The sequence below is a fragment of the Methylobacterium sp. J-076 genome (assembly GCF_022829405.1).
Classification (GTDB): Bacteria; Pseudomonadota; Alphaproteobacteria; order Rhizobiales; family Beijerinckiaceae; genus Methylobacterium.
The window spans coordinates 1-23,144 of sequence record NZ_JAKSXW010000121.1; the positions used below are offsets into that span (position 1 = coordinate 1).

General features: G+C 71.3%; 24 protein-coding genes and 1 tRNA gene. 16 read left to right on the forward strand and 9 right to left on the reverse strand.

Translation table 11 applies throughout. The features are described 5' to 3' along the window. Positions 1-142 (reverse strand): 1-deoxy-D-xylulose-5-phosphate synthase N-terminal domain-containing protein (locus tag MKK53_RS25425; RefSeq protein ID WP_279598997.1); only part of this gene is annotated, 142 nt, incomplete at its 3' end. A 454-nt stretch (positions 143-596) separates the two neighbouring features. On the opposite strand from MKK53_RS25425, the gene MKK53_RS12365 reads away from it, so the two are divergent. From MKK53_RS12365 to MKK53_RS12390, 6 genes are all read left to right on the forward strand, one after another. Continuing rightward, positions 597-1,493, forward strand: coding sequence for a DNA/RNA non-specific endonuclease (locus MKK53_RS12365; RefSeq protein ID WP_409564319.1), 897 nt, complete (start codon positions 597-599; stop codon positions 1,491-1,493). 7 nt (positions 1,494-1,500) lie between these two features. After that, positions 1,501-1,782 carry a hypothetical protein gene (locus MKK53_RS12370; protein ID WP_243929005.1) on the forward strand — a complete coding sequence of 94 codons (282 nt, stop codon included), beginning with the start codon at positions 1,501-1,503 and terminating at the stop codon, positions 1,780-1,782. A gap of 154 nt (positions 1,783-1,936) precedes the next feature. After that, the gene (ettA, locus tag MKK53_RS12375) at positions 1,937-3,589 is read left to right on the forward strand and encodes an energy-dependent translational throttle protein EttA (RefSeq protein ID WP_243929006.1); all 1,653 of its coding nucleotides are present in this window, start codon (positions 1,937-1,939) and stop codon (positions 3,587-3,589) included. Between the two features lie 107 nt (positions 3,590-3,696). Then, positions 3,697-4,620 carry an alpha/beta hydrolase gene (locus tag MKK53_RS12380; protein ID WP_243929007.1) on the forward strand — a complete coding sequence of 308 codons (924 nt, stop codon included), beginning with the start codon at positions 3,697-3,699 and terminating at the stop codon, positions 4,618-4,620. A 3-nt stretch (positions 4,621-4,623) separates the two neighbouring features. Continuing rightward, entirely contained in the window at positions 4,624-5,757 is a 1,134-nt protein-coding gene (locus tag MKK53_RS12385) for an OpgC family protein (protein ID WP_243929008.1), read from the forward strand. Next, a complete protein-coding gene (locus tag MKK53_RS12390; RefSeq protein WP_243929009.1) occupies positions 5,757-5,927 on the forward strand; it encodes a DUF2256 domain-containing protein in 171 nt (56 codons plus the stop codon). The genes MKK53_RS12385 and MKK53_RS12390 overlap by 1 nt, the downstream gene beginning before the upstream one ends. Before the next feature lie 240 nt (positions 5,928-6,167). Here MKK53_RS12390 and MKK53_RS12395 read toward each other — a convergent pair whose 3' ends face one another. After that, a complete protein-coding gene (locus MKK53_RS12395; RefSeq protein ID WP_243929010.1) occupies positions 6,168-6,479 on the reverse strand; it encodes an ETC complex I subunit in 312 nt (103 codons plus the stop codon). A 39-nt stretch (positions 6,480-6,518) separates the two neighbouring features. Continuing rightward, positions 6,519-6,595, reverse strand: a tRNA-Pro gene (locus tag MKK53_RS12400). Between the two features lie 158 nt (positions 6,596-6,753). On the opposite strand from MKK53_RS12400, the gene MKK53_RS12405 reads away from it, so the two are divergent. The 3 genes from MKK53_RS12405 (at position 6,754) to tgt (ending at position 9,489) form a co-directional block, all read left to right on the forward strand. Next, a complete protein-coding gene (locus MKK53_RS12405; RefSeq protein ID WP_243929011.1) occupies positions 6,754-7,143 on the forward strand; it encodes an exopolysaccharide production protein YjbE in 390 nt (129 codons plus the stop codon). Between the two features lie 115 nt (positions 7,144-7,258). After that, a complete protein-coding gene (gene queA / locus MKK53_RS12410; RefSeq protein ID WP_243929012.1) occupies positions 7,259-8,356 on the forward strand; it encodes a tRNA preQ1(34) S-adenosylmethionine ribosyltransferase-isomerase QueA in 1,098 nt (365 codons plus the stop codon). Beyond that, positions 8,353-9,489: a tRNA guanosine(34) transglycosylase Tgt gene (gene tgt / locus MKK53_RS12415; protein ID WP_243929013.1), complete on the forward strand. Its 1,137-nt coding sequence runs from the start codon at positions 8,353-8,355 to the stop codon at positions 9,487-9,489. The genes queA and tgt overlap by 4 nt, the downstream gene beginning before the upstream one ends. A gap of 168 nt (positions 9,490-9,657) precedes the next feature. On the opposite strand, the gene MKK53_RS12420 is transcribed toward tgt, so the two are convergent. Both MKK53_RS12420 and MKK53_RS12425 read right to left on the reverse strand, forming a co-directional pair. Next, positions 9,658-10,686: a hypothetical protein gene (locus MKK53_RS12420; protein ID WP_243929014.1), complete on the reverse strand. Its 1,029-nt coding sequence runs from the start codon at positions 10,684-10,686 to the stop codon at positions 9,658-9,660. Then, positions 10,683-11,159, reverse strand: a complete 477-nt coding sequence (locus MKK53_RS12425; protein ID WP_243929015.1) for a MarR family winged helix-turn-helix transcriptional regulator — start codon at positions 11,157-11,159, stop codon at positions 10,683-10,685. The genes MKK53_RS12420 and MKK53_RS12425 overlap by 4 nt, the downstream gene beginning before the upstream one ends. Positions 11,160-11,228: 69 nt before the next feature. On the opposite strand from MKK53_RS12425, the gene MKK53_RS12430 reads away from it, so the two are divergent. After that, positions 11,229-13,010 (forward strand): chloride channel protein, encoded by a 1,782-nt coding sequence (locus MKK53_RS12430; RefSeq protein WP_243929016.1) that lies wholly within the window; start codon positions 11,229-11,231, stop codon positions 13,008-13,010. 57 nt (positions 13,011-13,067) lie between these two features. Here the strand turns inward: MKK53_RS12430 and clpB are convergent, their stop codons facing one another. Beyond that, positions 13,068-15,689, reverse strand: coding sequence for an ATP-dependent chaperone ClpB (gene clpB, locus MKK53_RS12435; RefSeq protein WP_243929017.1), 2,622 nt, complete (start codon positions 15,687-15,689; stop codon positions 13,068-13,070). Positions 15,690-15,893: 204 nt separating this feature from the next. On the opposite strand from clpB, the gene MKK53_RS12440 reads away from it, so the two are divergent. Further along, a complete protein-coding gene (locus tag MKK53_RS12440; RefSeq protein WP_243929018.1) occupies positions 15,894-16,670 on the forward strand; it encodes an MOSC domain-containing protein in 777 nt (258 codons plus the stop codon). Between the two features lie 117 nt (positions 16,671-16,787). Here MKK53_RS12440 and MKK53_RS12445 read toward each other — a convergent pair whose 3' ends face one another. Next, a complete protein-coding gene (locus tag MKK53_RS12445) occupies positions 16,788-17,969 on the reverse strand; it encodes a pyridoxal phosphate-dependent aminotransferase (protein ID WP_243929019.1) in 1,182 nt (393 codons plus the stop codon). A 75-nt stretch (positions 17,970-18,044) separates the two neighbouring features. Then, on the reverse strand, positions 18,045-18,236 hold the full coding sequence (locus MKK53_RS12450) for a hypothetical protein (protein ID WP_243929020.1): 192 nt from the start codon (positions 18,234-18,236) through the stop codon (positions 18,045-18,047). A 249-nt stretch (positions 18,237-18,485) separates the two neighbouring features. On the opposite strand from MKK53_RS12450, the gene MKK53_RS12455 reads away from it, so the two are divergent. Further along, a complete protein-coding gene (locus MKK53_RS12455; RefSeq protein WP_243929021.1) occupies positions 18,486-18,725 on the forward strand; it encodes a hypothetical protein in 240 nt (79 codons plus the stop codon). 73 nt (positions 18,726-18,798) lie between these two features. Here the strand turns inward: MKK53_RS12455 and MKK53_RS12460 are convergent, their stop codons facing one another. Further along, entirely contained in the window at positions 18,799-20,205 is a 1,407-nt protein-coding gene (locus MKK53_RS12460; RefSeq protein ID WP_409564320.1) for an ATP-binding protein, read from the reverse strand. A gap of 197 nt (positions 20,206-20,402) precedes the next feature. On the opposite strand from MKK53_RS12460, the gene MKK53_RS12465 reads away from it, so the two are divergent. The 4 genes from MKK53_RS12465 to MKK53_RS12480 are packed head-to-tail and all read left to right on the forward strand — an operon-like array spanning position 20,403 to position 23,065. After that, on the forward strand, positions 20,403-20,726 hold the full coding sequence (locus MKK53_RS12465; protein WP_243929022.1) for an XdhC family protein: 324 nt from the start codon (positions 20,403-20,405) through the stop codon (positions 20,724-20,726). Continuing rightward, on the forward strand, positions 20,726-21,430 hold the full coding sequence (locus MKK53_RS12470; protein ID WP_243929023.1) for an XdhC family protein: 705 nt from the start codon (positions 20,726-20,728) through the stop codon (positions 21,428-21,430). Before MKK53_RS12465 ends, MKK53_RS12470 begins: the two co-directional genes overlap by 1 nt. Further along, the gene (locus MKK53_RS12475) at positions 21,427-22,461 is read left to right on the forward strand and encodes a molybdopterin-binding protein (RefSeq protein ID WP_243929024.1); all 1,035 of its coding nucleotides are present in this window, start codon (positions 21,427-21,429) and stop codon (positions 22,459-22,461) included. The genes MKK53_RS12470 and MKK53_RS12475 overlap by 4 nt, the downstream gene beginning before the upstream one ends. Further along, positions 22,454-23,065, forward strand: coding sequence for an NTP transferase domain-containing protein (locus tag MKK53_RS12480; RefSeq protein WP_243929025.1), 612 nt, complete (start codon positions 22,454-22,456; stop codon positions 23,063-23,065). The genes MKK53_RS12475 and MKK53_RS12480 overlap by 8 nt, the downstream gene beginning before the upstream one ends. Positions 23,066-23,144: the final 79 nt, after the last annotated feature.

Below are 23,144 nucleotides of genomic sequence, written 5' to 3' on the forward strand. Positions count from 1 at the left end.
CGCCGGTGATCGACACCGCGTCGATCATCTCCGCCCGCACCGCGTCCGCCACGCTCTGCAGCTCCGCCTCCGGCACCTTCCGAAGATCGGACGGCTCGTCCACACGGTCCAGCAACGCTGATTGCTCAGGGGTGATCGGCAATGCTCGCACTCGCTTTAATTCGATTGTGCCGCCCGCCGCGTCGATCCAGACCGGACACCGCGCGGGCCTTGAGCGGGGCGCGACCGTATGAGATCCCGGATGCCGCCGCTATCACGATATTTCCAGTTACGAACGATCGGCCCTTCGATCAATAACAGGAAGACGCTTTTTTCCTGTCTCGTGCCCTCGCCGCCACATGAGGTCTTCCGTTGAGCGTCGCTCGTTTGTGCATAATCCTGCTGATCTCGGCGGCTCCATACTGCAGCCCAGCTTCGGCCGATCCCCGACCGGTGGACGGCAACCTGGACTTTCCGTGCAACTTCCTCGGACTTTGCCCTGCCCGCACGGTGCCGGGGGGACCCGACCGCGACGTGCGACCCTTCAGCACGAGCCTCGGCCGCCCCTGCGCCCGGCGGGACCGGCCGACCCCGGAGGGGACCCGGCACGTCCGGGCGTGCTGGTGAGGGCCACGCGCCCCCTCGCCCTCGTCGCCGCCCTCGCTGGGCTCGGAACGGCCCCGGCGGCGGCGGAGACCTGCCCCGGCCTGTTCGCGGAGGGCCAAGTGCCCGTGGTGGTGAACGCGAAGCTCGCCATGCGGACGCAGGCCCTGTGCTTCGAGGCCTTCGCGGTGCTCCATTCCGGCGTGACCCGCACGCCGCTCTATTCCGCCGAGCACCTGACCCGCGCCAGCGTCGCGGCGGCGCGCACCGTCGCCCGGGACGACGCGTTCCACGAGGAGCCGCGCCTGCCCGTTGAGGACCGCGCCCGCCTGGAGGATTACGTCCGCAGCGGATACGACCGGGGCCACCTCTCGCCCGCGGGCGACATGCCGACGGAGACGGCGCAGGCGCAATCCTTCACCCTCGCCAACGTCGTCCCGCAGGACAGGTCCGTGAACCGGGGCCTGTGGAGCGACATTGAAGAGAGCGTGCGCCGCCTCGCCACCCGGCGCGGGTCGATCTTCGTGGTGACGGGGGTGATCTTCTCGGGCGGGTCCGTGCGGGAGATCGGCTCCGGGGTCCTCGTGCCGACGCAGCTCTACAAGGCCCTCTACGACCCGGCCACGGGGGAGGCGGGCGCCTACCTCGTCGCCAACGAAGCGGGCCAGGAATGGCAGGGCCTCTCCCTCGACGCCCTCCGTGCCGCCGCGGGCATCGACGTGTTCCCCGGCCTGCCCCCCGCGGCCAAGGCGACGGCGATGACGCTTCCGGACCCGCACGCCTTCTCGCGCAGCGCAGACACCGCGCGCCCCGGGACGCGCCAGGACGAGGGCTGGCGCGACCGGCTCGTTCGGGAGATGATGCGGGCGGTCAGGAAGGCCGTCCGCGAGTTCCTCCGCGGGATCTTCTGAGGCGACCATGACGAAGGCGGCCCCCACTCCCACCGACCGGTTCGCGCCCTTCGCGGACGATGCCGCGGCGCGCACCATCGGCGGCCTGTCCGTGGAGAACGGCACCGGCCGGATCGCCGTGCACGGCTCGCTCGACATCACCCGCGACAAGGCCGGGCTCGCGCAGGCGCGCCTGCTGCGGGAGACCTGCGAGGCGATCGTCCGGGCGCTGGAGGAAGCCGACCTGCCCGAGGCGGTCGCGCAGGCCCCCGACGACCCGCCCCGCCGGGTCGCGAACCCCTTCGCCTGACGGAGGGGGGGGCGGCCCGATCCTTGCCGCTCTCCGGCCAGCCTGATAGTCGGGACGGATCATACGACACATCCAGACTCGCGCGACAGTGCCGGCCATGACGCCCGCCGCCGCACGCCGCGATTCTCCCTTCCAAGACCGAGGACGATCCGCGATGGCCCGCGACTTCATCTACCACATGAAAGGCCTGACCAAGGCCTATACCGGTGGCAAGAAGGTTCTCGATAACGTCAACCTGTCCTTCTACCCGGACGCCAAGATCGGTGTGCTGGGCATCAACGGCGCCGGCAAGTCGACGCTGCTGAAGATCATGGCCGGGATCGACACGGACTATACCGGCGACGGCTGGGTCGCGCAGGGCGCGCGCGTCGGCTACCTGCCCCAGGAGCCTCACCTCGATCCGGACAAGTCCGTCCGCGAGAACGTGATGGAGGGCGTCGCCGAGAAGCAGGGCATGCTCGACCGCTACAACGAGCTCGCCATGAACTACTCGGAGGAAACCGCCGACGAGATGACCGAGCTTCAGGACAGGATCGAGGCGCTCGGCCTGTGGGAGCTCGATTCGAAGGTCGATCAGGCGATGGAGGCCCTGGGCTGCCCGAGCGACGAGCAGCCGGTGGCCACCCTTTCGGGCGGTGAGCGCCGCCGCATCGCTTTGTGCCGCCTCCTCCTGTGGGAGCCGGAACTGCTCCTCCTCGACGAGCCGACCAACCACCTCGACGCCGAGACGGTGAACTGGCTCGAGAACCACCTGCGCCAGTATCCCGGCGCCATCCTGATCGTGACCCACGACCGCTACTTCCTCGACAACGTGACGAGCTGGATCCTGGAGCTCGACCGCGGCAAGGGCATCCCCTACGAGGGCAACTACTCCTCCTGGCTGGTGCAGAAGCAGAAGCGCCTGGAGCAGGAGGGCCGCGAGGACATGGCCCGCCAGCGCTCCATCGCCCGCGAGCAGGAGTGGATCTCGGCCTCGCCGAAGGCCCGCCAGACCAAGTCCAAGGCCCGCATCACCCGCTACGAGGAACTCGTGGCGAAGCAGCAGCAGAAGATGGATGCGACCGCCCAGATCGTCATCCCGATCACCGAGCGGCTCGGCCAGAACGTCATCGAGTTCGACCAACTGTCCAAGGCATTCGGCGACCGGCTGCTGATCGAGAACCTGTCGTTCAAGCTGCCGCCGGGCGGGATCGTCGGGGTGATCGGCCCCAACGGCGCCGGCAAAACCACCCTGTTCAAGATGATCACCGGCCAGGAATCGCCCGACGACGGGAAGATCAAGGTCGGCGAGAGCGTGCACCTCGGCTACGTCGATCAGTCCCGCGATGCCCTCGATCCGAACTCGACGGTCTGGCAGGAGATCTCCGGCGGCAACGACATCCTGTATTTCAACAAGCGCGAGATCAATTCCCGCGCCTACTGCGCCGCCTTCGCCTTCAAGGGCCCGGACCAGCAGAAGAAGGTCGGCACCCTGTCGGGCGGTGAGCGCAACCGCGTCCACCTCGCCGCGACCCTGCGCAAGGGCGGCAACGTCCTGCTCCTCGACGAGCCGACCAACGACCTCGACATGGAGACCCTGCGGGCGCTGGAAGAGGGCCTGGAGGATTACGCGGGCTGCGCGGTGATCATCAGCCACGATCGCTGGTTCCTGAACCGCATCGCCACCCACATCCTCGCCTTCGAGGGCGACAGCCACGTGGAGTGGTTCGAGGGCAACTTCTCCGACTATGAGGCGGACAAGATGCACCGCCTCGGCGCGGATTCGATCATGCCCAAGAAGCTCAAGTACAAGCGCTTCTCGCGGTAAGGCTCCGTCCTCCCCGGCGGTGCGCCGCCGGGGCAGGGAACCGAATCGTCCCGGCGATCTTGCTTGGCTGCGGTGGCGGCGCGACGCGGTGGCCACGGGACAACCGGATGCCGGATCGCCGCTCGCTCCTCCTCACCCTCGCCGCCGCAATGGCCGTTTCCCCGGCGCGCGCCATCGGGGCGCCGGAGCGAATCCCCCTCTGGCCCGGCATCCCCCCCGGCGGGGGCGGGCCGATGGGGCCGCTGCGCAGGGACGACAGCGGCGCGGTGAGCAACATCGCCACGCCGGTCCTCGAAGCCTTCCTCCCCGAGCGGCCGACGGGCATCGCGGTCCTGGTGGCGGGCGGTGGTGGCTATGCCCGCATCGGCCTCGTCAAGGAGGCCTACCCGGCCGCCTACTGGCTGGCGGCGCAGGGCATCACCGCCTTCGTCCTGACCTACCGCCTGCCGCAAGAGGGCTGGAACGACGGCCCGGCCGTCGCCCTCCAGGACGTCCAACGGGGCCTGCGCCTGATCCGCGCCCAGGCGGAGCGGTTCGGGATCGATCCGGCCCGGATCGGCGTCATGGGCTTCTCGGCCGGTGGGCATCTGTGCGGGATGGCGGCCTCCCGGTCCGCCTTCCGCTCCTACGCCCCGGTCGATGCCGCGGACGAGGGGTCGGCGCGGCCGGACTTCGCGAGCCTCATCTACCCGGTCGTGTCCCTCGAGCCGCCCTACGACCGGACCACCAGCCGCCGCTCCCTCGTGGGCGAGGCGCCGAGCCCGGCCGACAGCGCGGCGTGGTCGCTCCAGACCTACGTGCGGGGCGGCTGCCCGCCGATCTTCCTCGTCCAGACGGACGACGACCCGGTGATCGGCCCCGAGCACAGCCGGATCCTCGACACCGCCTGCCGGGCGGCGCAGGTGCCGGTGGAGTATCACCGCTTCGCCGTCGGGGGCCACGGCTTCGGCATCGGCCGGTCCGACACCTCCGTCGCCCTCTGGCCGCGCCTGTACCGGCTCTGGCTGTCCAGCATCGCCCTGACGCGCTGAGCGATGGAGAGGCCCGCCCCTCACGGCGCCGTCGGCGCCCCCGCGGACGCGCCCCGCGGGCGCGATCCCCGGGTCGATGTGCTGCGGGGGCTCGCGCTGTTGATGATCTTCATCGATCACATCCCCCGCAACGCGCCGGCCTTCTTCACCCTGCACAATTTCGGGTTCTCCGACGCCGCCGAGATCTTCGTGCTGCTGGCGGGCTACTCGTCCATGGTCGCCTATGGCGGGCTGTTCCGGCGGGCCGGCATCGGCACGACCCTGGCCCGGATCGCCCGGCGCTGCCTGCGGATCTATCTGTTCCAGGCCGGACTGCTCGTCGCCACGCTTCTGATCGTGCGGGCCTGGATGGACATGACCGGCCTCGTCCCGCGATTCGGGGTGAGGCCGCTCCTCGAGATGGGGCTGTGGCAGGGGATGATGCGCGGCCTCTCCCTCAACGCCCTGCCGAACTACCTCGACATCCTGCCGCTCTACATCATCCTGCTGGCGGCGTTCCCCCTCGTGTATATCGGGCTGACGCGCGGTGTCTGGGGCACGCTGGCCCTGTCGGGGACGTTCTGGCTCGCCTCCAACGTCGATCACCAGTTCAACCTTCCGAACGCGGCCGCCGTCGATGACGGGTGGTACTTCAACCCGTTCTCGTGGCAGTTCCTGTTCGTGATCGGCGCCGCCCTCGCTGTGGCGGTGCGGGGCGGGAACGGCTTCCTGCCGCGCTATCCCGTGTTGACGGCCCTCGCCGCCGCCTACCTCGCCTTCTCGTTCTTCCAGGGCGGTTCGTGGGGCGAGTGGGGCCTGCACGACCTGCGCCCCCTGGCGATGGAGCCCCCCGACAAGGGGCATGTGGCGCCGCTCCGCCTCGTCAACATCCTCGCCCTGGCCTACCTGCTGTTCAGTACGCCCACCCTCCTGGCGTTGTCGCGGCGGCCCTTCCTGCGGGCGGCCGAGGCCTGCGGGAAGCATTCGCTGGAGATCTTCGCGGTGGGCTGCCTCGCCGCTCTGTTCGGGCGCATCCTGTACCGGACGTTCGAACCGCTCTGGTGGCTCCAGGCGGTGGTGAACCTGTCGGGGCTCGCGCTGATGCTCGGCCTCGGCCTGCTCCTGGACGATCGAGCGAAGAAGAAAGCCCGCGCCTGATGCCGCCGATGCGCCGAAAGGGCGACCTCCCCACCAAGATCTGCGCCCAATGCGGCCTTCCGTTCGCGTGGCGGAAGAAGTGGGAGCGTGTCTGGGACGAGGTCCGCTACTGCTCCGACCGCTGCCGGAGGGAGGCCAAACGGGGCGGGCCGAAGGACGGCAAGGGCTGAAGGAGACCCGCTCCCCCCCTCGGCGATCCGATAATGGGCAGCGTTTGAGAGCGGCCGCTGGCCAGGACCACGAGGCCTCGCGCATGGCGTCGGCCAGGGTGCAGGCCGCCCGGAGCGTTCGACCGGCAATCGGCTGAACCGCTTTGATGCGCTCCAGCCCGCTCGGGCGGGGTGCGTCATCCGGAGGTGCAGCCCCGCCGAGCGCGCCCGCCCGGGCGGGGTGCGGAGGGGGCCGCTCTCCTAGTGGGTCCAGGGCGCCGTGCGGTTGAACTTGAAGTTGTCCGAATAGGACAGGCCCTTGCGCGCCGTATCCTTGCCCGGCTCCTCGACCCGGTAGGTGATGCCTTCGCGCTGGGCGTAGGCGACAGCCTCCTCCCGCGTGTCGAATTCCAGGCGCACCTGCTGCATCATGTCCTTCGAGCCGTACCAGCCCATCAGCGGATCGGTCTCGCGCGGGCTCGTCTGGTCGAACACCAAGACCCATTGCTTGGTCCGGGCGAGGCCCGATTGGGACGCATCCTTGGTCGGGCGGTAGATGCGGGCGCTCGGCATGGGGGTCTGATGGCTCCTGGCACTGTGCGCTGCGGAGGATGGTCGGGGCGATAGGATTCGAACCTACGACCCCCTGGTCCCAAACCAGGTGCGCTACCAGACTGCGCCACACCCCGACGGCCATCCGCGGCGTCAAATCCGTACCCGTTTGGCCCTGCCACGGCAAGGAGGAGGACGAGTTCCCCCTCTGGCGCGGACCGGTTGGCAAAATGTCCCGGAACTTCAGGCAAAGTTGGTCATTACTGAGCAGATAACAATCTCGGGAGAACGTCTTATGCAGGCTAACCGTGTCCTCGCGACCGCCGCCATCCTCGTCATGACTGCCGGCTCGGCTTTCGCCGCCCCGTGCAACACCGGCACGGCGATGCCGAAGTCCCCGGACAAGCAGGCGTCCAACCCGAAGAGCTCGGACATGGACAAGTCGAGCGCGAATCTCGCGGGCGGCAACCAGCCGGCCTCGCCGGGCACCGTCGGCGCCATGAACAACGCGGGCGCGACCCAGGCCCAGACCAGCACCGGCGGAACGACCAGCAAGGACGGCACCGATCCGGCCGCCAAGAACATGGCCGGCGGCAACCAGCCCGCGTCCCCCGGCACCGTCGGCGCCATGAACAATGCTGCCGCCGCCAAGTCGACCACCAACATGTCCGACAAGGACTGCTGAGCGTCACGTCAGCCCAGTCGATCGAGACCCGTCCGGCTTCGCCGCGGCGGGTTTCTTTTTGCGTCGGCTCCGGCGCCGGTTGAAACGTCGCCGCGTTCGGTGCACGCACCCGCCGATGCGCGTGGACCTCTTCGATTTCGACTTGCCCGACGCGAGCATCGCCCTCCGGCCCGCCGAACCCCGCGACGCCGCACGCCTGCTTGTGGTCGCTCCCCGCGAGGCCCCGGCCGACCGGGCGATCCGCGATCTGCCGGGCCTGCTGCGGCGAGGCGACGCCCTCGTCTTCAACGACACCCGCGTGATCCCCGCCCGGCTGCGCGGGGTGCGCACGCGGCCCGGCGCGCCGGGGCAGCGCACCGAGGTGATGCTGCACCTGCGCGAGGCCCCCGATCGGTGGCGCGCCTTCGCCCGCCCGGCCAAACGCCTGTCGCCGGGGGACGACATCACCTTCGGCACCGCCTCCGACGGCGCCCCCTGCGAGGCGGGCCATCTCCGGGTGAGCGTGGTGGAGAAGGGCGAGGCGGGCGAGGTCGTCCTGCGCTTCGCGTTGTCGGGCCCCATGCTCGATGAGCGGATCGCCGCGCTGGGCGAGTTGCCGCTCCCCCCCTATATCGCGGGCAAGCGTGCGACCGACGCCCGGGATGCCAGCGACTACCAGACGGTCTATGCCCGCGACCCCGGCGCCGTGGCGGCGCCGACCGCGGGGCTGCATTTCTCCACCGGGCTCCTCGCCGCCATCGACGCCGCCGGCATCGGCCGCCATCACCTGACCCTGCATGTGGGGGCGGGCACCTTCCTGCCGGTCAAGGCGGAGGATACCGCGGGCCACCGCATGCACAGCGAGATCGGCCATCTCGATGCCGCCACCGCAGAGGCGCTCAACCGGGTCCGGGCGGCGGGCGGGCGGATCGTCGCCGTGGGGACCACCGCCCTGCGCCTCTTGGAGAGCGCGGCGGGGGAGGACGGGCGGATCGCTCCGTTCTCCGGCCCAACCGACATCTTCATCACCCCGGGCTACCGTTTCCGGGCGGTCGATGCCCTGGTGACGAACTTCCACCTGCCGCGCTCGACACTCTTCATGCTGGTCTCGGCCTTCTCCGGCCTCGACACCATGCGCGCGGCCTACGCCCACGCCATCGCGGCGGGCTACCGCTTCTACTCCTACGGCGATGCGAGCCTGCTCTTCCCGGCCGCACCCGGAGACACCCCATGACCGCCACCCGCTTCGGCTTCAGCCTCCACGTGCAGGACGGGGCGGCCCGCACGGGCGAGATCGCCATGCCGCGCGGTACGATCCGCACCCCGGCCTTCATGCCGGTCGGCACCGCGGCGACGGTGAAGGCGATGTATGCCGGCCAGGTCCGCGACCTCGGCGCCGACGTGGTGCTCGGCAACACCTACCACCTGATGCTCCGGCCCGGTGCCGAGCGGATGGCCCGCCTCGGCGGGCTGCACGAATTCATGCAGTGGAGCGGGCCGATCCTCACCGATTCCGGCGGCTTCCAGGTCATGTCCCTGTCCGCCCTGCGGAAGATCGACGAGGCCGGGGTGACGTTCCGCTCGCATATCGACGGCACCGCCCACGCCATGAGCCCCGAGCGCTCCATCGAGATCCAGGGCCTGCTCGGCTCGGACATCCAGATGCAGCTCGACGAGTGCGTGCGCCTGCCCGCCGAGCGGGCGGAGATCGAGAAGGCCATGCGCCTGTCCCTGCGCTGGGCCGAGCGCTGCCGCGTGGCCTTCGGCGAGCAGCCGGGCAAGGCGATGTTCGGCATCGTCCAGGGGGGAGACCTGCCGGACCTGCGGGCCGAGAGCGCCCGCGGCCTCGTGGACCTCGACCTCAAGGGCTACGCCATCGGCGGCCTCGCCGTGGGCGAGCCGCAGGCGGTCATGTTCGCGATGATCGAGGCCACCGAGCCGCACCTGCCGCAGGACAGGCCGCGCTACCTGATGGGAGTCGGCACGCCGGACGACATCCTCGGCTCCGTCGCCCGCGGGATCGACATGTTCGACTGCGTGATGCCGACCCGCGCCGGCCGCCACGGCCTCGCCTATACCCGCCACGGGCGGGTGAACCTGCGCAACGCGCGCTGGGCCGAGGTGAAGGAGCCCCTGGACGAGGCCTCCACCTGCCCGGCGGCCAAGGACTATTCCCGCGCGTATCTCCACCACCTCGTCCGCTCGAACGAGATCCTGGGGATGATGCTGCTGACCTGGAACAACCTCGCCTACTATCAGGACCTCATGGCCGGCGCCCGTGCCGCCATCCGCGAGGGGCGCTACGCCGCCTATTGCGCCGAGACCCGCGAGGGCTGGGCCCGGGCCGAGCGCGCGGCGACGGTGTGAGTGAGGTGACCCGCGACAGGGGCGGTTCATCGCCTGCAAGGAGAGGCATTCCGAAGCGACGGGACGCTCCGCCACCTCTCGCATCCCTCCGTCGCTTCGCTGCGCCCGCGATGACGACGGAGGGACGATGACGGCCGTGAACGAACCCGTTCGCTTACCGCCGCGGCACTAGCGGGCCAAGACCCGGTAGAAACCGTCCGGCGCGTCGGCGCCGGTCTCGGCCGCGCCCTCCAGGCCGGCGACGATCCGGCCGGCCACCGGAAGCCGGTAGTGCAGCGCGTCCCAGTAATTCGCGTCCTGCGTCGTCACGGAGGACGGCCGGCGGAAATCGACCACCAGGGTGTTCCGGTCCGCGCCGATGGCGGCCACCCGCGCCTTGCAGGCCGCCTCGCGGAGGCCGGCCGCGGTGCCGGGGCGCCCCTGCGCCCGGACGTGGACCGGCATGAAGGCCACGATCTTCCGCGTCTCGGGCGGCAGCGCGGCCAGGGCCGCATCGAGTCTGTCGAGGGCGGGGAATGGCGCGTCCGGCGGATCGGCGGGCGCCTCCGGATCGCCGGTCCCGGCCGCGATATGCGCCCGGGCACGGCCCAGGTCGTAGGTCTCCTCCGGGGGCGTGAACACGCCGTAGCCGTCCGCGCGGATGCGGGGCGACCCGAACCCGAAGCGCACGCGCACGGCGTTCGCCGCCGCCGTCAGGCCTCGCAGGTTCACCTGCCGCAGCACCCCCAAGGGCGCCCCGGGGGCATAGAGCCAATCCGGGAAGGCGTGCTCCGTCCGGGCCGCCGGATGGGCCACGCACCAGGGCGCGTCGAGGCCGAACAGCACGGCCTTCACCGGCCGCCGGGCGAGGAAGAGCGCGGCGAGGCGCAATTGCTCGTCGGGCGTCGCCGCGTTGACCGCGAGGTTGGCGAAACGCGCGCCGAAGGCGGCATCGAGGGCGGCGGGGTCGAGGAGCCGCGCCGTCGAGGTCCCGAACACCGCGGCGTCGAACGCCCCGCCCCGGGCGATGGCCGGGTAGGACAGGCGCTGGTTGCTGTCCACGATCGGCCCCGGCGGATGGCCCGGCGCGGCGCGCAGCCCATACGGGTCGGCCGCGGCGACGAAGGAGACCAGAACCGCTCCGGCCACGAGGCCGGCGACCACGGCATCGCGGGTGAAATGCCACCATACGGTGGTGGTTGGGTTCGGTGTCCTCACCCAGGGTTCGTCGGTGGCGATTGCGTCGCTTTTTCGGCGTCCCCGGCCAGGGCCGCCACCAAGGCCTCCACCAGGGCCGGCCCGAGATCGCGCAGTTCGCGCAGGTGTGCTGCGGTCAGGTCGTGCAGGAGCGCCGAGGCCCGGGGCGTGAGACCGAGTTCGATGCGGCGGCGATCCCCGGCACCCCGGGCCTTCGTCAGCAGCCCCGCCTCCACCATCCGCGCTACCAGCTCCGCCGCCGTGTGCGGGGCGATCAACAGTTGCTCGGCGAGCAGACCCACCGTGGCGGGCTGGCTGCCCGCATGGCCCGCCAGGGTCAGCAGCGCCTGATGCTGCTGCGTCGGCAACCCCGCCTTCGCCGCCGCCGCCTCGCTGAAGGCCAGGAACCGTCGCAGGCGATACCGGAACGCCGCCAGCGACGCGTACTGCGCCGCAGACAGGCCCTCTCCCCCTTCGTCCCGCTGCGCATTCATGGCTGCCCCCGGCCCGATGGCCCTGGATTATATCGTAACACGATATATTTCCTGCGGCAGGAGGTCGAAATGGACGACATGACCGCGAATGCCACCGGCCGGGGCCCGGTGCGCTGCACGCTCTCGGATTTCACGGTGGACCGGCGCATCCTGCTGCTCACGGGCATGGCGGTGATCGTGGGGTCCCTGGCGGTGGGAGCCGCCTGGGTGCTGCTGGCGCTGATCGGCCTCGCCACGAACCTCGCATGGTTCGGCCGGTTCGACACGGCCCTCGTCTCCCTCGCCGCCGCCCCGCGCGGGCCGTGGATGGTGGCCATCCCGGTGATCGGCGCCCTGATCGTCGGGGTGATGGCGCGCTACGGCTCGGAGAAGATCCGGGGGCACGGCATCCCGGAGGCGATGGAGGCGATCCTGATCGGCGGGAGCCGCATGTCGCCGAAGGTGGCGCTGCTGAAGCCGCTCTCGTCGGCCATCGCCATCGGCAGCGGCGGCCCCTTCGGCGCCGAGGGGCCGATCATCGTCACCGGCGGGGCCATCGGCTCCCTCTACGCGCAGTTCTTCCAGCTGAGCGCCATCGAGCGCCGGACGCTGCTCGTCTCGGGCGCCGCCGCGGGCATGACGGCGATCTTCGGAACGCCCGTCGCGGCCTTGCTGCTGGCCCTGGAGGTGCTCCTGTTCGAGTGGCGCCCCCGCAGCCTCGTGCCGGTGGCGGTGGCCGCCGCCACGGCGATGGCGTGGCGCCCGTTCCTGTTCGAGACCGGCCCGTTGTTCCCCTTCGCCGACAACCCGGCCCTGCCGTGGTGGGGGCTGCTCGCCTGCGTCGGCCTCGGCCTCGCCTGCGGCCTGCTGTCGGGCCTGCTCACCCGCCTGCTGTACGGCCTGGAGGACGCGTTCCGCCGTCTGCCGATCCACTGGATGTGGTGGCCGGCCCTCGGCGCGGTGGTGGTCGGCCTCGGCGGGTTGATCGAGCCGCGGGCGCTGGGCGTCGGCTACGACGTGATCCGCGGGCTCCTCGACGGCCATTTCGCCACCGCCGCCGTCGCGACGATCCTGGCGGTGAAGGCGGCGATCTGGCTGGTGGCCCTCGCCTCGGGCACCTCCGGCGGTGTCCTGGCGCCGCTCCTGATCCTCGGCGGCGCCTTCGGCTCCCTGGCGGGTCTGGCGCTGCCCGGATCGCACGGGTTTTGGGCGTTGCTCGGGATGGCGGCCATGCTCGGCGGCACGCTGCCGGCACCCCTGACGGGCATCGTCTTCGCGGTGGAGGTCACGGGCGATGCGGGGGCGCTGGCACCGCTCCTGGCCGCGACGATGGCGGCCTACGCGGTCAGCGTGCTCCTGCTGAAGCGTTCGATCCTCACCGAGAAGATCGCCCGGCGGGGCCACCACGTCACCCGCGAATACGGGATCGACGCCTACGAGTTCACCCGCGTCGGCGCGGTGATGACGCGGGAGGTGGAGACCCTGGCCGCGAGCTCGACGCTGGCCGAGGCCGCCGCCGCGGTGCAGGCGGGCCGCCACGACGCCTATCCCGTCATGGACGAGGCCCGCCGGCCGGTGGGACTCGTGTCGCGGGCGGACATCCTGCTCTGGATGGCGGAGGAGGACCGGACCGCCGGGGATACGCTGTCCCAGCGAATCGCGGATGCACCCCTTCCGGCCGTCCATCCCGGCGACGTGGTGTCCCACGCCCTGGACGTGATGCTGGCCGACGGGAGCGGGCGCCTCGTGGTCACGGACCCGGCGAGCGGCGCCCTCGCGGGGATCCTGACCCGGCGGGACCTCCTGAGGATCAGGGCCGAGTCGGTGCGGGCGGAGGGCGAGCGGCAGGCCTACCTCCGCAGGCGCCGGTAACTGGAGGGATCGTGCGGTTGCGGCGCGGCGCCGAGGGGCGCCGCGCCGCAGGGTCGGTCAGTTCAGGGTGGCGTCCGCCGGCCGCCGCTGGGCCCCCACCGCCACGTCGCCGATCATCAGGCCCATCGGGCCGAGGTGGACCGGCACATGCTCGCCGTCGTGGACCGCCCCGGACAGAAGAAGCTCGGCCAGGGGATCCTGGACGTTCTTCTGGATCGCCCGCTTGAGGGGCCGAGCCCCGTAGGCCGGGTCGTAGCCCCTGTCGGCGAGCCAGTTGCGGGCCTCCTCGTCCACGTCGAGGGTGATCTTGCGCTCGTCCAGCAGCTTGCGCAGCCGGGCGAGCTGGATCTCCACGATGGACCCCATCTCCTCCCGCTTGAGGCGGTGGAACAGGATGATCTCATCCACCCGGTTGAGAAATTCCGGGCGGAAGTGGGAGCGGACCACGCCCATCACCTCCTCGCGGACCACCTCCGTGTCCTGCCCGGCGGGCTGGTTCACGAGGTACTCCGACCCGAGATTCGAGGTCATGATCAGCAGGGTGTTGCGGAAGTCGACCGTCCGCCCCTGTCCGTCCGTCAGGCGCCCGTCGTCGAGCACCTGAAGCAGGACGTTGAACACGTCCGGGTGCGCCTTCTCCACCTCATCGAACAGCACGACCTGATAGGGCCGCCGCCGCACCGCCTCGGTGAGGGCGCCGCCCTCCTCGTACCCGACATAGCCGGGGGGCGCGCCGATGAGCCGGGCCACCGCATGCTTCTCCATGTATTCCGACATGTCGATGCGCACGAGGGCCGTGTCATCGTCGAACAGGAAGCCGGCCAGCGCCTTGGTCAGCTCGGTCTTGCCGACGCCCGTCGGCCCGAGGAACATGAACGAGCCGATGGGCCGGTTCGGATCCTGAAGCCCGGCCCGCGCCCGGCGCACCGCGGTCGAGACCGCCTCCACCGCCTCGCGCTGCCCGACGACGCGCTTGCCCAGCGCCGATTCCATCGCGAGCAGCTTCTCGCGCTCGCCCTCCAGCATCTTGTCCACCGGCACGCCGGTCCAGCGGGAGACGACGCCCGCGATGTGGCTCGGCGTCACCGCCTCCTCCATCATCGCACCGCGCCCACTCTCGGCGCCTTCTGTGTCGGCGAGCTGCTTCTCCAGCCCGGGGATGATGCCGTAGGCCAGCTCGCCCGCCCGCTGGTACTGGCCCTGGCGCTGCGCCGCCGCGAGTTCGTTGCGGGCCTCGTCCAACTTCTTCTTCAGGTCGGCGGCGGTGCCGAGCTTGTCCTTCTCCGCCTTCCACCGGGCGGTGATGGTGGCGGACTGCTCCTCCAGGTCGGCGAGTTCCTTCTGCAGGCGGTGCAGCCGGTCGCGGGAGGCGGAATCCGTCTCCTTCTTCAGCGCCTCGCCCTCGATCTTCAGCCGCACGATCTCCCGGTCGACGTTGTCCAGCTCCTCCGGCTTCGAATCCACCTGCATGCGCAGGCGCGAGCCGGCCTCGTCCATGAGGTCGATGGCCTTGTCCGGTAGGAAGCGGTCCGTGATGTAGCGGTTCGACAGCGTCGCCGCCGCGACCAGGGCCGAATCCTGGATGCGCACGCCGTGGTGCTGCTCGTACTTCTCCTTCAAGCCGCGCAGGATCGAGACGGTGTCCTCCACCGTCGGCTCCGCCACGAAGACGGGCTGGAAGCGCCGGGCGAGCGCCGCATCCTTCTCCACGTGCTTGCGGTACTCCTCCAGCGTGGTGGCGCCGACGCAGTGCAGCTCGCCCCGGGCGAGGGCGGGCTTCAGGAGGTTGGAGGCGTCCATCGCCCCGTCCGCCTTGCCCGCACCCACCAGGGTGTGCATCTCGTCGATGAACAGGATGATCCCGCCCTCGGCCGCGGTGACTTCGGAGAGCACGCCCTTCAGCCGCTCCTCGAACTCGCCCCGATACTTCGCGCCGGCGATCAGCGCGCCCATGTCGAGGGCGAGCAAGCTCTTGTCCTTCAGGGACTCGGGCACGTCACCATTGACTATGCGCAGCGCCAACCCCTCGACGATGGCCGTCTTGCCGACGCCGGGCTCGCCGATGAGCACGGGGTTGTTCTTCGTGCGCCGGGACAGGACCTGGATGGTGCGCCGGATCTCCTCGTCGCGGCCGATCACCGGATCGAGCTTGCCGGTGCGCGCCGCCTCGGTGAGGTCGCGGGCATACTTCTTCAGGGCGTCGTAGCTGTTCTCGGCCGAGGCGTTGTCGGCGGTGCGGCCCTTGCGGAGCGCGTTGATCGCCCCGTTGAGCGAGGCGGGCGTCACCCCCGCCGCCTGGAGGGCCTTGCCGGCCTCCGTCTCCTTCTCCACCGCGAGGGCGAGGAGCAGCCGCTCGACCGTGACGTAGGAATCGCCCGCCTTCTGCGCCGCGCTCTCGGCGGTGTCGAACAGGCGGACGAGTTCCCGCGTCGCCTGCGGGGCCGCGGAATTGCCGGATACCTTCGGCTGCTTGGCGAGCCACTGCTCGACCTGCGCCAGGGCCACGCGGGACTGGCCGCCCGCCCGGTCGATCAGGCCCGCGCACAGGCCCTCGGGGTCGTCCAGCAGCACCTTCAGCATATGGCCCGGCTGCAACTGGGGATGTCCCTCGCGCGTGGCGAGGTTCTGCGCCGCCTGCACGAAGCCGCGGGCGCGTTCGGTGTACTTCTCGAAATTCATGCGTCGCCTCTCCCGTACCGGCGCACCGCCCGACATGGCGCGGAATCGCCGAAACGTCGCCCCCCCGGCGCAGCGCCGCGAAGGGCCCCGGCGCCGTGAAGCCTCCGGTAGACCGGATGTGGTGTTGCATTTGCGCACCACAAGAGCCGGGGATAGGGAAACCGCGGGCTTGCATACGCCGCAGAATCGCGCTCCTCCTCACCCATGGCCACGCACCCCGACATCCGCCTTTCCGCCCTCTACCGGTACCCGGTGAAGGGGCTCAGCCCGGAGCCGCTGGACAAGGTCGAGATCGCCACGAGCGGCTATTTTCCGGGGGATCGGCTCTACGCCATCGAGAACGGGCCCTCCGGCTTCAGCGCCGTCGCCCCCCGGCATCAGCCGAAGACCAAGTACCTGATGCTGATGCGGGACGAGGGGCTGGCGCGCCTGCGCACCCGCTACGACGACGCGACGGCGACCCTGACCGTGGAGGGCGATGGCGAATCGCTCGCCGCCCGCCTCGACACGCCGGAGGGACGGGAGAGCCTGGAGGCGCTGCTGCGGCGGTTCATGCCGGACTCCCTCCGGGGGGAGCCCAAGGTCCTCGAAGCCCCGCCGCAGTACCGCTTCACCGATTCGCCGATGGGCTACGTCTCCCTCATCAACCGCGCCAGCGTGCAGATGCTGGAGGACGAACTCGGCGTGCCGGTCGATCCCCTGCGCTTCCGGGGCAACCTGCTGGTGGACGGCCTCGCGCCCTTCGCCGAATTGGACATGCTCGGCCAGGTGATCGAGGCGCCGAGCGGGCTGCGGCTGAAGGTGACCAAGCGGACGGTGCGCTGCGCGGCGACGAATGTGGACCCCGCCACGGGCCAGCGCGACCTCGACATCCCCTGGACCATCGACCAGCGGCTCGGCCACCGGGACCTCGGCGTCTACATGGAGGTCATCGCGGGCGGTGGCCTCGCCGTGGGGGACGTGCTGCGGGTGGTGGGGTAGCCCCACACCCACCCACCTCCTCGCGAGCGAAGCGACGCACTCCAGGGTGACGGGCCGTCTCCGAACGCGGCGCCCCTGGGTTGCGTCGCCGCGCTCGCGAGGACGGCGCTGTCGCGATTACCCCGCCGGCCGGCTTTCCAAAAATTCCTTCATCCGCTCCAGCGCCCGGCGGATGTTCTCGGCCGAGTTGGCGTAGGACAGGCGCAGGAATCCTTCGCCGTGGACGCCGAAATCCGGGCCGCCGATCGTGGCGACTCCCGCCTCGTCCAGCAGCGCCGAGGCGAGCGCCTTGGCCTTCCAGCCGGTCCGCGACACGTTCGGGAAGGCGTAGAAGGCCCCCTTCGGCTCGATGCAGGAGACGCCCGGCAGGGCGTTCAGCCCATCGACCACGATCCGCCGCCGCCGGTCGAACTCCGCCACCATCTCCGTCACGCAATCCTGCGAGCCGTCCAGGGCCGCGACCCCCGCCCATTGCGTCGATGCGTTGACGCAGGAATGCGCGTTCACCGCGAGCTTGCGGGCGTTGTCGTAGAGGGGCTTCGGCCAGACCGACCAGCCGAGCCGCCACCCCGTCATCGCGTAGGTCTTCGACGCGCCGTCGAGGTAGATCAGCCGGTCGCGGATCTCCGGGTACTTCAGCAGCGAGTGATGCACCTGCCCGTCATAGGTCATGGTGCCGTAGATCTCGTCCGAGAGCACCGCCACGTCGGGGTGGTCGGCGAGCCCCTTCACCAGGGCGTCGATCTCGGAGCGCGGGCTCACGCCGCCGGTGGGGTTGGCCGGCGAGTTGACGATGAGCAGCCGCGTCCGCGGCGTGATCAGCGCCAGGGTCTCGGCGGCGGAGAAGGCGAAGCCGTTCTCCTCGCGGATCGGCACCGGGACCGGCGTCGCGCCCGTGTACTCGATCATCGAGCGATAGATTGGGAAGCCGGGGTCCGGGTACAGGATCTCGGCGCCGGGTTGCCCGAACATCAGGATCGCCATGAACATGGTGACCTTGCCGCCCGGCACGATCATCACCGAGTCGGGCGAGACCTCGACGCCGTGGCGGCGGAGGATATCGCGGGAGACCGCCTCCCGCAGGGGCTGGATGCCGGTGGCGGGCGTGTAGCCGTGGTGGCCGTCGCGCAGGGCCTTGATGCCCGCCTCGACCACGTGCGGCGTCGTCGGCATGTCGGGCTGGCCGATGCCGAGGTTGATGATGTCCCGCCCCTGCGCGGCCAAAGCCTGCGCGCGGGCGAGCACGGCGAAGGCGTTCTCCTCGCCGATGCGCGAGAAGGCCGGGACGACGTGGAGCATGGCGGCCTCCGGGCCAGGGGATTTCGGTTCGACGCCGATCGCCCAGCTCGCCCGGACGACCGTCCGCCCGGTGCCTTACGGCTTGGTGCGGTCGGCGAGCTTCATGGCGGCGAAGGACATGCCGACGGCGACGAGGCCGAGGATCACGAAGGTCTTCACCGACGCGTAGAACAGCGCCGGCTCGATCCCCGTATCCGTGTAGAGCACCAGACCGATGGCGGTGAGCGGCAGGCAGATCAGGATGAACAGCGGGACGAGCGGGTTCATGCGGGGCACTCGGAATCCGGCGCGATCATGCGCCTCGGGCTGATCCGGCCTGCATAGCATCGCACGGCGACGGTTGGGACCCCCCATGGCGGGGAGATTTGCCGGCCACCCGCACACTTTGCCGCAGCCCCGGCGCCCCACAGCCTTTCTTCACGAGACTTGCGCCACAACTGTCGAAAGACATGGTCGGAGGGCGGAATGCAGGTTTCGGCTGCCAAGGGTGGCAATTCATCGGGGGGAGCCGGCAGCGTGGATACCCTCGTCCGGCTGATCGGGCGCCTCGTCCGCCATCCCGGCTATCGCAGGAACCGGATCGTCAGCGCCCTGCTGCTGCGCCACCTGCCCGCCGATGCCGGCTACGCGTGGCGGGGCGAGGCCGTGCTGCTCGACCGCCTCACCAGGGCGAGGCTCGACGGCGCGACGCTCGATCACCTGCTCGGCAGCGTCCAGTCCGAATACACCCGGCTGCGCGGTCCCGCCGACGCCTGAGGCCCGCTCCGCTCCGATTCGCACCACGGGGCGCCCTTCACCCTCGCGCGACCCTGGCGGGGGAGGGGCCTCCCTAGGCCGGCACGCGGACGGTGGCGCGCAACCCGCCCAGCGGGCTGTCGTGGAGGGTGATGTCCCCCCCGTGGGCCCGGGCGATGTCCCGGGCGATGGAGAGGCCGAGGCCCGATCCGCCGGCATCCTGGCGGGCATCGTCCAGGCGCACGAACGGCTTGAACACCTCGTCCCGGCTCGCGAGGGGGATGCCCGGCCCGTCGTCATCGACGGAGACGAGGAAACTGCGCGTCTCCAGGCGGCCGCAGATCGCCACCGTGTCGCCATAGCGCGCGGCGTTCGAGGCGAGGTTGAACAGGCAACGCCGGAACGCGTCCGGCCGCACGGTGACCATCGGCCGCCCGGTCAGCGCCACGTCGGCCACATGGGCGCCGAGGCGTTCGAGATCGGTCCGCAGATCCTCCAGCAGGGCGTGCATGTCGGTGGGGGTCGCGCTCTCGGCCGAATCGCCCCGGGCGAAGGCGAGGTAGCCTTCGAGCATCCGGCTCATCTCGTCCACGTCGCGGGTCAGGTCCTCGATCTCGCCGCTTCCCTCGATCAGCGCCAGCGACAGCCGGAACCGCGTGAGGATGGTGCGCAGGTCGTGGCTGACGCCGTTCAGCATCGTCGTGCGCTGCTCCATGGCCCGCTCGATGCGCCGCTTCATCTCGATGAAGGCGTGCCCGGCCTGCCGCACCTCCCGGGCGCCGCGGGGGCGGAACTCGATCTCGCGGCCCTTGCCGAACCCCTCGGCCACGGCCGCGAGGCGGAGGATCGGCTTGATCTGGTTGCGCAGGAACAGGATCGCGACGCCGAGCAGCACCAGCGACGAGCCGATCATCCACACGAGGAAGATGTGCGAGTTCGAGGCATAGGCTTGGCTGCGCCGGGCGGTGATGCGCATGACGCCGCCGGGGATGGCGACGCGGATCTCGATCAGGTTCGAGCGCCCCACCGTGTCGATCCAGAACGGACGCCGGATCTGGCGCTTGATCTCGTCGGAGAGCGCTTCGTCCAGAATCGAGAAGAACGGGCGCGGCCCGGGCGGGGGCAGCTTGGCCCCGTCGAGGATGTCGAGGTCGAGGTTCAGGCGCTCGCCCGCGATCCGCGAGAGCGTGTCCGCGTCCTTGTCCTGCGGGTAGCTCTCGTAGATGTCGATCAGCGCGGCGACATCCGCGACCACGGAGGCCGAGAGCCGCTTCGTCACCAGCTGCCAGTGCCGCTCCATGAAGGTGTAGGCGATCACCGATTGCAGCAGCACCACCGGCGCGATGATGATGATGAGCGAGCGCGCGTAGAGGCCCTTGGGCAGCGCGTCGCCGATCGGCCGGGCGATGCGCTTCCACAGCCGCCGGGACGCCGAGGGGGTGCGGGCCGGCGGCTCGGCCGCCTGGACGACGCGCGCGAGGGCGGGATCCTCGGCGTTCACGGGCGGGCGGCGGCGGGACGGCGGGGCGGGATCCTGTCGGCGAAGGACGGCATGGCTTCCGGCACGGAGGGAGCCGCATCCTACCGGCCGGCGCGGCGCAGGCCAAGGAGACGCCCCCGGCGCCTTGCGCTGCGACGCGGGGGCCATACCTCTCCCGAGGCGGGCACGGCCCGCACCCCGTAAAGGCTCGCAGGGCCATGCTCAGCACCGACACCGACATTCTCTCCGCCGCGGAAGCGTGGCGAGGCGAAGGGCGCGCCGTCGCCCTCGCCACCGTCATCGAGACATGGGGCTCGGCCCCTAGGCCGGTGGGCAGCCACCTCGTCATCGACGGCGGCGGCAACTTCCTCGGCTCCGTCTCGGGGGGCTGCGTCGAGGGGGCGGTGATCGTGGAGGCGGCGGAGGTCATCGAAGACGGGCGCCCCCGGGTTCTCGAATTCGGCGTGGCCGACGAGACCGCGTGGCGGGCGGGCCTGTCCTGCGGCGGCCGCATCCGCGTCTTCGTGGAACGGATCGACTGATGCGCGCGGACATCCTGGCCGGGCTGAACGCCGAGCGGGCCGCCCGGCGGGCGGCCATCCTCGTCACCGCCATCCCCGATGGCGGGCAGCGCCTCGTGCGCGAGGCCGACATCCCCGGCGACCCCCTGGCGGACGTGCTCGCCCGGCACCTCGCCCAGGGCAAGAGCGGGCTGGCGACGCTGCCGGACGGCCGGCAGGCCTTCCTCACCGTGCAGGTGCCGCCGGTGCGCCTCGTGGTGGTCGGCGCCGTGCACATCTCCCAGGGGATGGTGCCGATGGCGGCTTCCCTCGACCTCGCCCTGACGGTGATCGACCCGCGCACCGCCTTCGCCACGCCGGAGCGGTTCCCCGGCGTCGATCTGGTGGCGGAATGGCCGGACGGGGCGCTCGGCGGACGTGTGCCCGCCCTCGACCGCTACTGCGCCCTGGCGGCCCTGACCCACGACCCGAAGATCGACGACCCGGCCCTCGCGGCGGCCCTGCGGGCGGGGTGCTTCTATATCGGCGCCCTGGGCTCCCGGAAGACCCATGCGGCGCGGGTGGAGCGGCTGACCCAGGCCGGGTTCACGCAGGCCGAGGTCGGCCGCATCCGCGCGCCCATCGGCCTGGCCATCGGCGCGGTGAGCCCGGCCGAGATCGCCCTGGCGGTCCTGGCCGAGATCGTGGCGGAGCTGCGCCGGGCGCCCCGGCCGGAGGGGCCGTGAGGTTCGGACCCGTCCCGGTCGCCGAGGCGGCGGGGCTCATCACCGCCCATTCCCTGCGCAGCGGCGGCACCACCCTGCGCAAGGGCTCCACGATCACGCCCGAGATGGCGGCCCGCCTCGCGGCGGAGGGCGTGCGCGAGGTCGTGGCCGTCGCCCTGGACGGCGACGACGTGGGTGAGGACGACGCCGCCGGCCGGTTGGCCGCCACCCTGTGCGATGCCCACCTCCGGGCCGAACTGCCCTTCACCGGCCGCTGCAACCTGTTCGCCACGGCACCGGGCGTTCTGCTGATCGACCGCGGGCGGATCGACGCCGTGAACGGGGTCGATGAGGCCGTCACCGTGGCGACCCTGCCGGCCTTCAAGCCGGTGGCCGAGGGGGAGATGGTCGCGACCGTCAAGATCATCCCCTACGCCGTGCGCCGCGCGACCCTGGCCCTGGCCTGCACCGAGGCCGGGCATGGGGCGATCCGCGTGGCGCCCTACCGGCGGCGGCGGGTGGGCGTGGTCTCCACGCGCCTCGCCTCCCTCAAGGACGCCACGGTGGAAAAGACCCTGCGAGTCCTGGCCGAACGCCTCGCCCCGGCGGGGGCGGAGATCGTGGCCGAGACGCGGGTGGCGCATTCGGCCGCCGGCGTCGCTGCCGGCCTCGCCGGGGTGATCGGGGGCGCGGGCGCCGACCTCGCCGTGGTGTTCGGCGCCTCGGCCATCGCCGACCGGCGGGACGTGATCCCCGCCGGGATCGAGCGCGCGGGGGGAAGGGTGGACCATCTCGGCATGCCGGTGGACCCCGGCAACCTGCTGCTCCTCGGATCCCTCGGGGACGTGCCGGTGATCGGCGCGCCGGGCTGCGCCCGCTCGCCCAAGGAGAACGGGTTCGATTGGATCCTCCACCGGCTGCTGGCGGACGTGCCGGTCGACCGGGCGGATATCGTCGCCCTCGGGGTCGGCGGGCTGCTCATGGAGATCGTCTCGCGTCCGCAGCCCCGGGCGGGCGGGGCGACGGATACGGCCGAGGCCGGGGATGAGTGAGGTCGCCACGATCCTCCTCGCCGCCGGGCGCGGCACCCGGTTCGGCGCCGCACCCAAACTCCTGGCGCATCTGGACGGCCGCCCCCTGGTGCGTCGCGCCGCCGAGGCCGCCCTCGCGGCCGGGCCGAGGCCGGTCGTCGTCGTGCTCGGCGCCCATGCCGACGCCGTGCGGACGGCCCTCGCCGGGCTGGACCTCGTCTTCGTGCGGAACGACGCCTATGCGGACGGGCTCTCCACCTCCCTCAAGGCGGGGCTCGCGGCGCTCCCGCCCGGCTGCGACGCGGCCATCGTGATGCTCGGGGACATGCCGCTGGTCGGCGCCCCCCTCATCGACCGCCTGGCCGAGGCCTTCGCGGCGGCGGACGGGGCTCCCTCTTCCGTCGTACCCGTCCACGAGGGGCGCCGGGGCAATCCGGTCCTGCTGAACCTGCGGCGGCTCGGCGCAAGCTTGGCGACCTTGACCGGAGACCGGGGCGCCGGCCCCCTCCTCGCCGGCCGCCCGGACGTGCTCGAGATCGCGGGCGACCCGGCCTCCGCCCTCGACATCGACACGCCGGAGGCCCTGGCCACCCTCGCTCCCTCGGCGTCGTCGCTCCGGGCCTAGGGCGTTCACTCGCCAACCTGGTTCGGGAGGCACCCGGGTGCCTTGCCCGGCACCACCCCCACCCCTACCCCTCCCCACA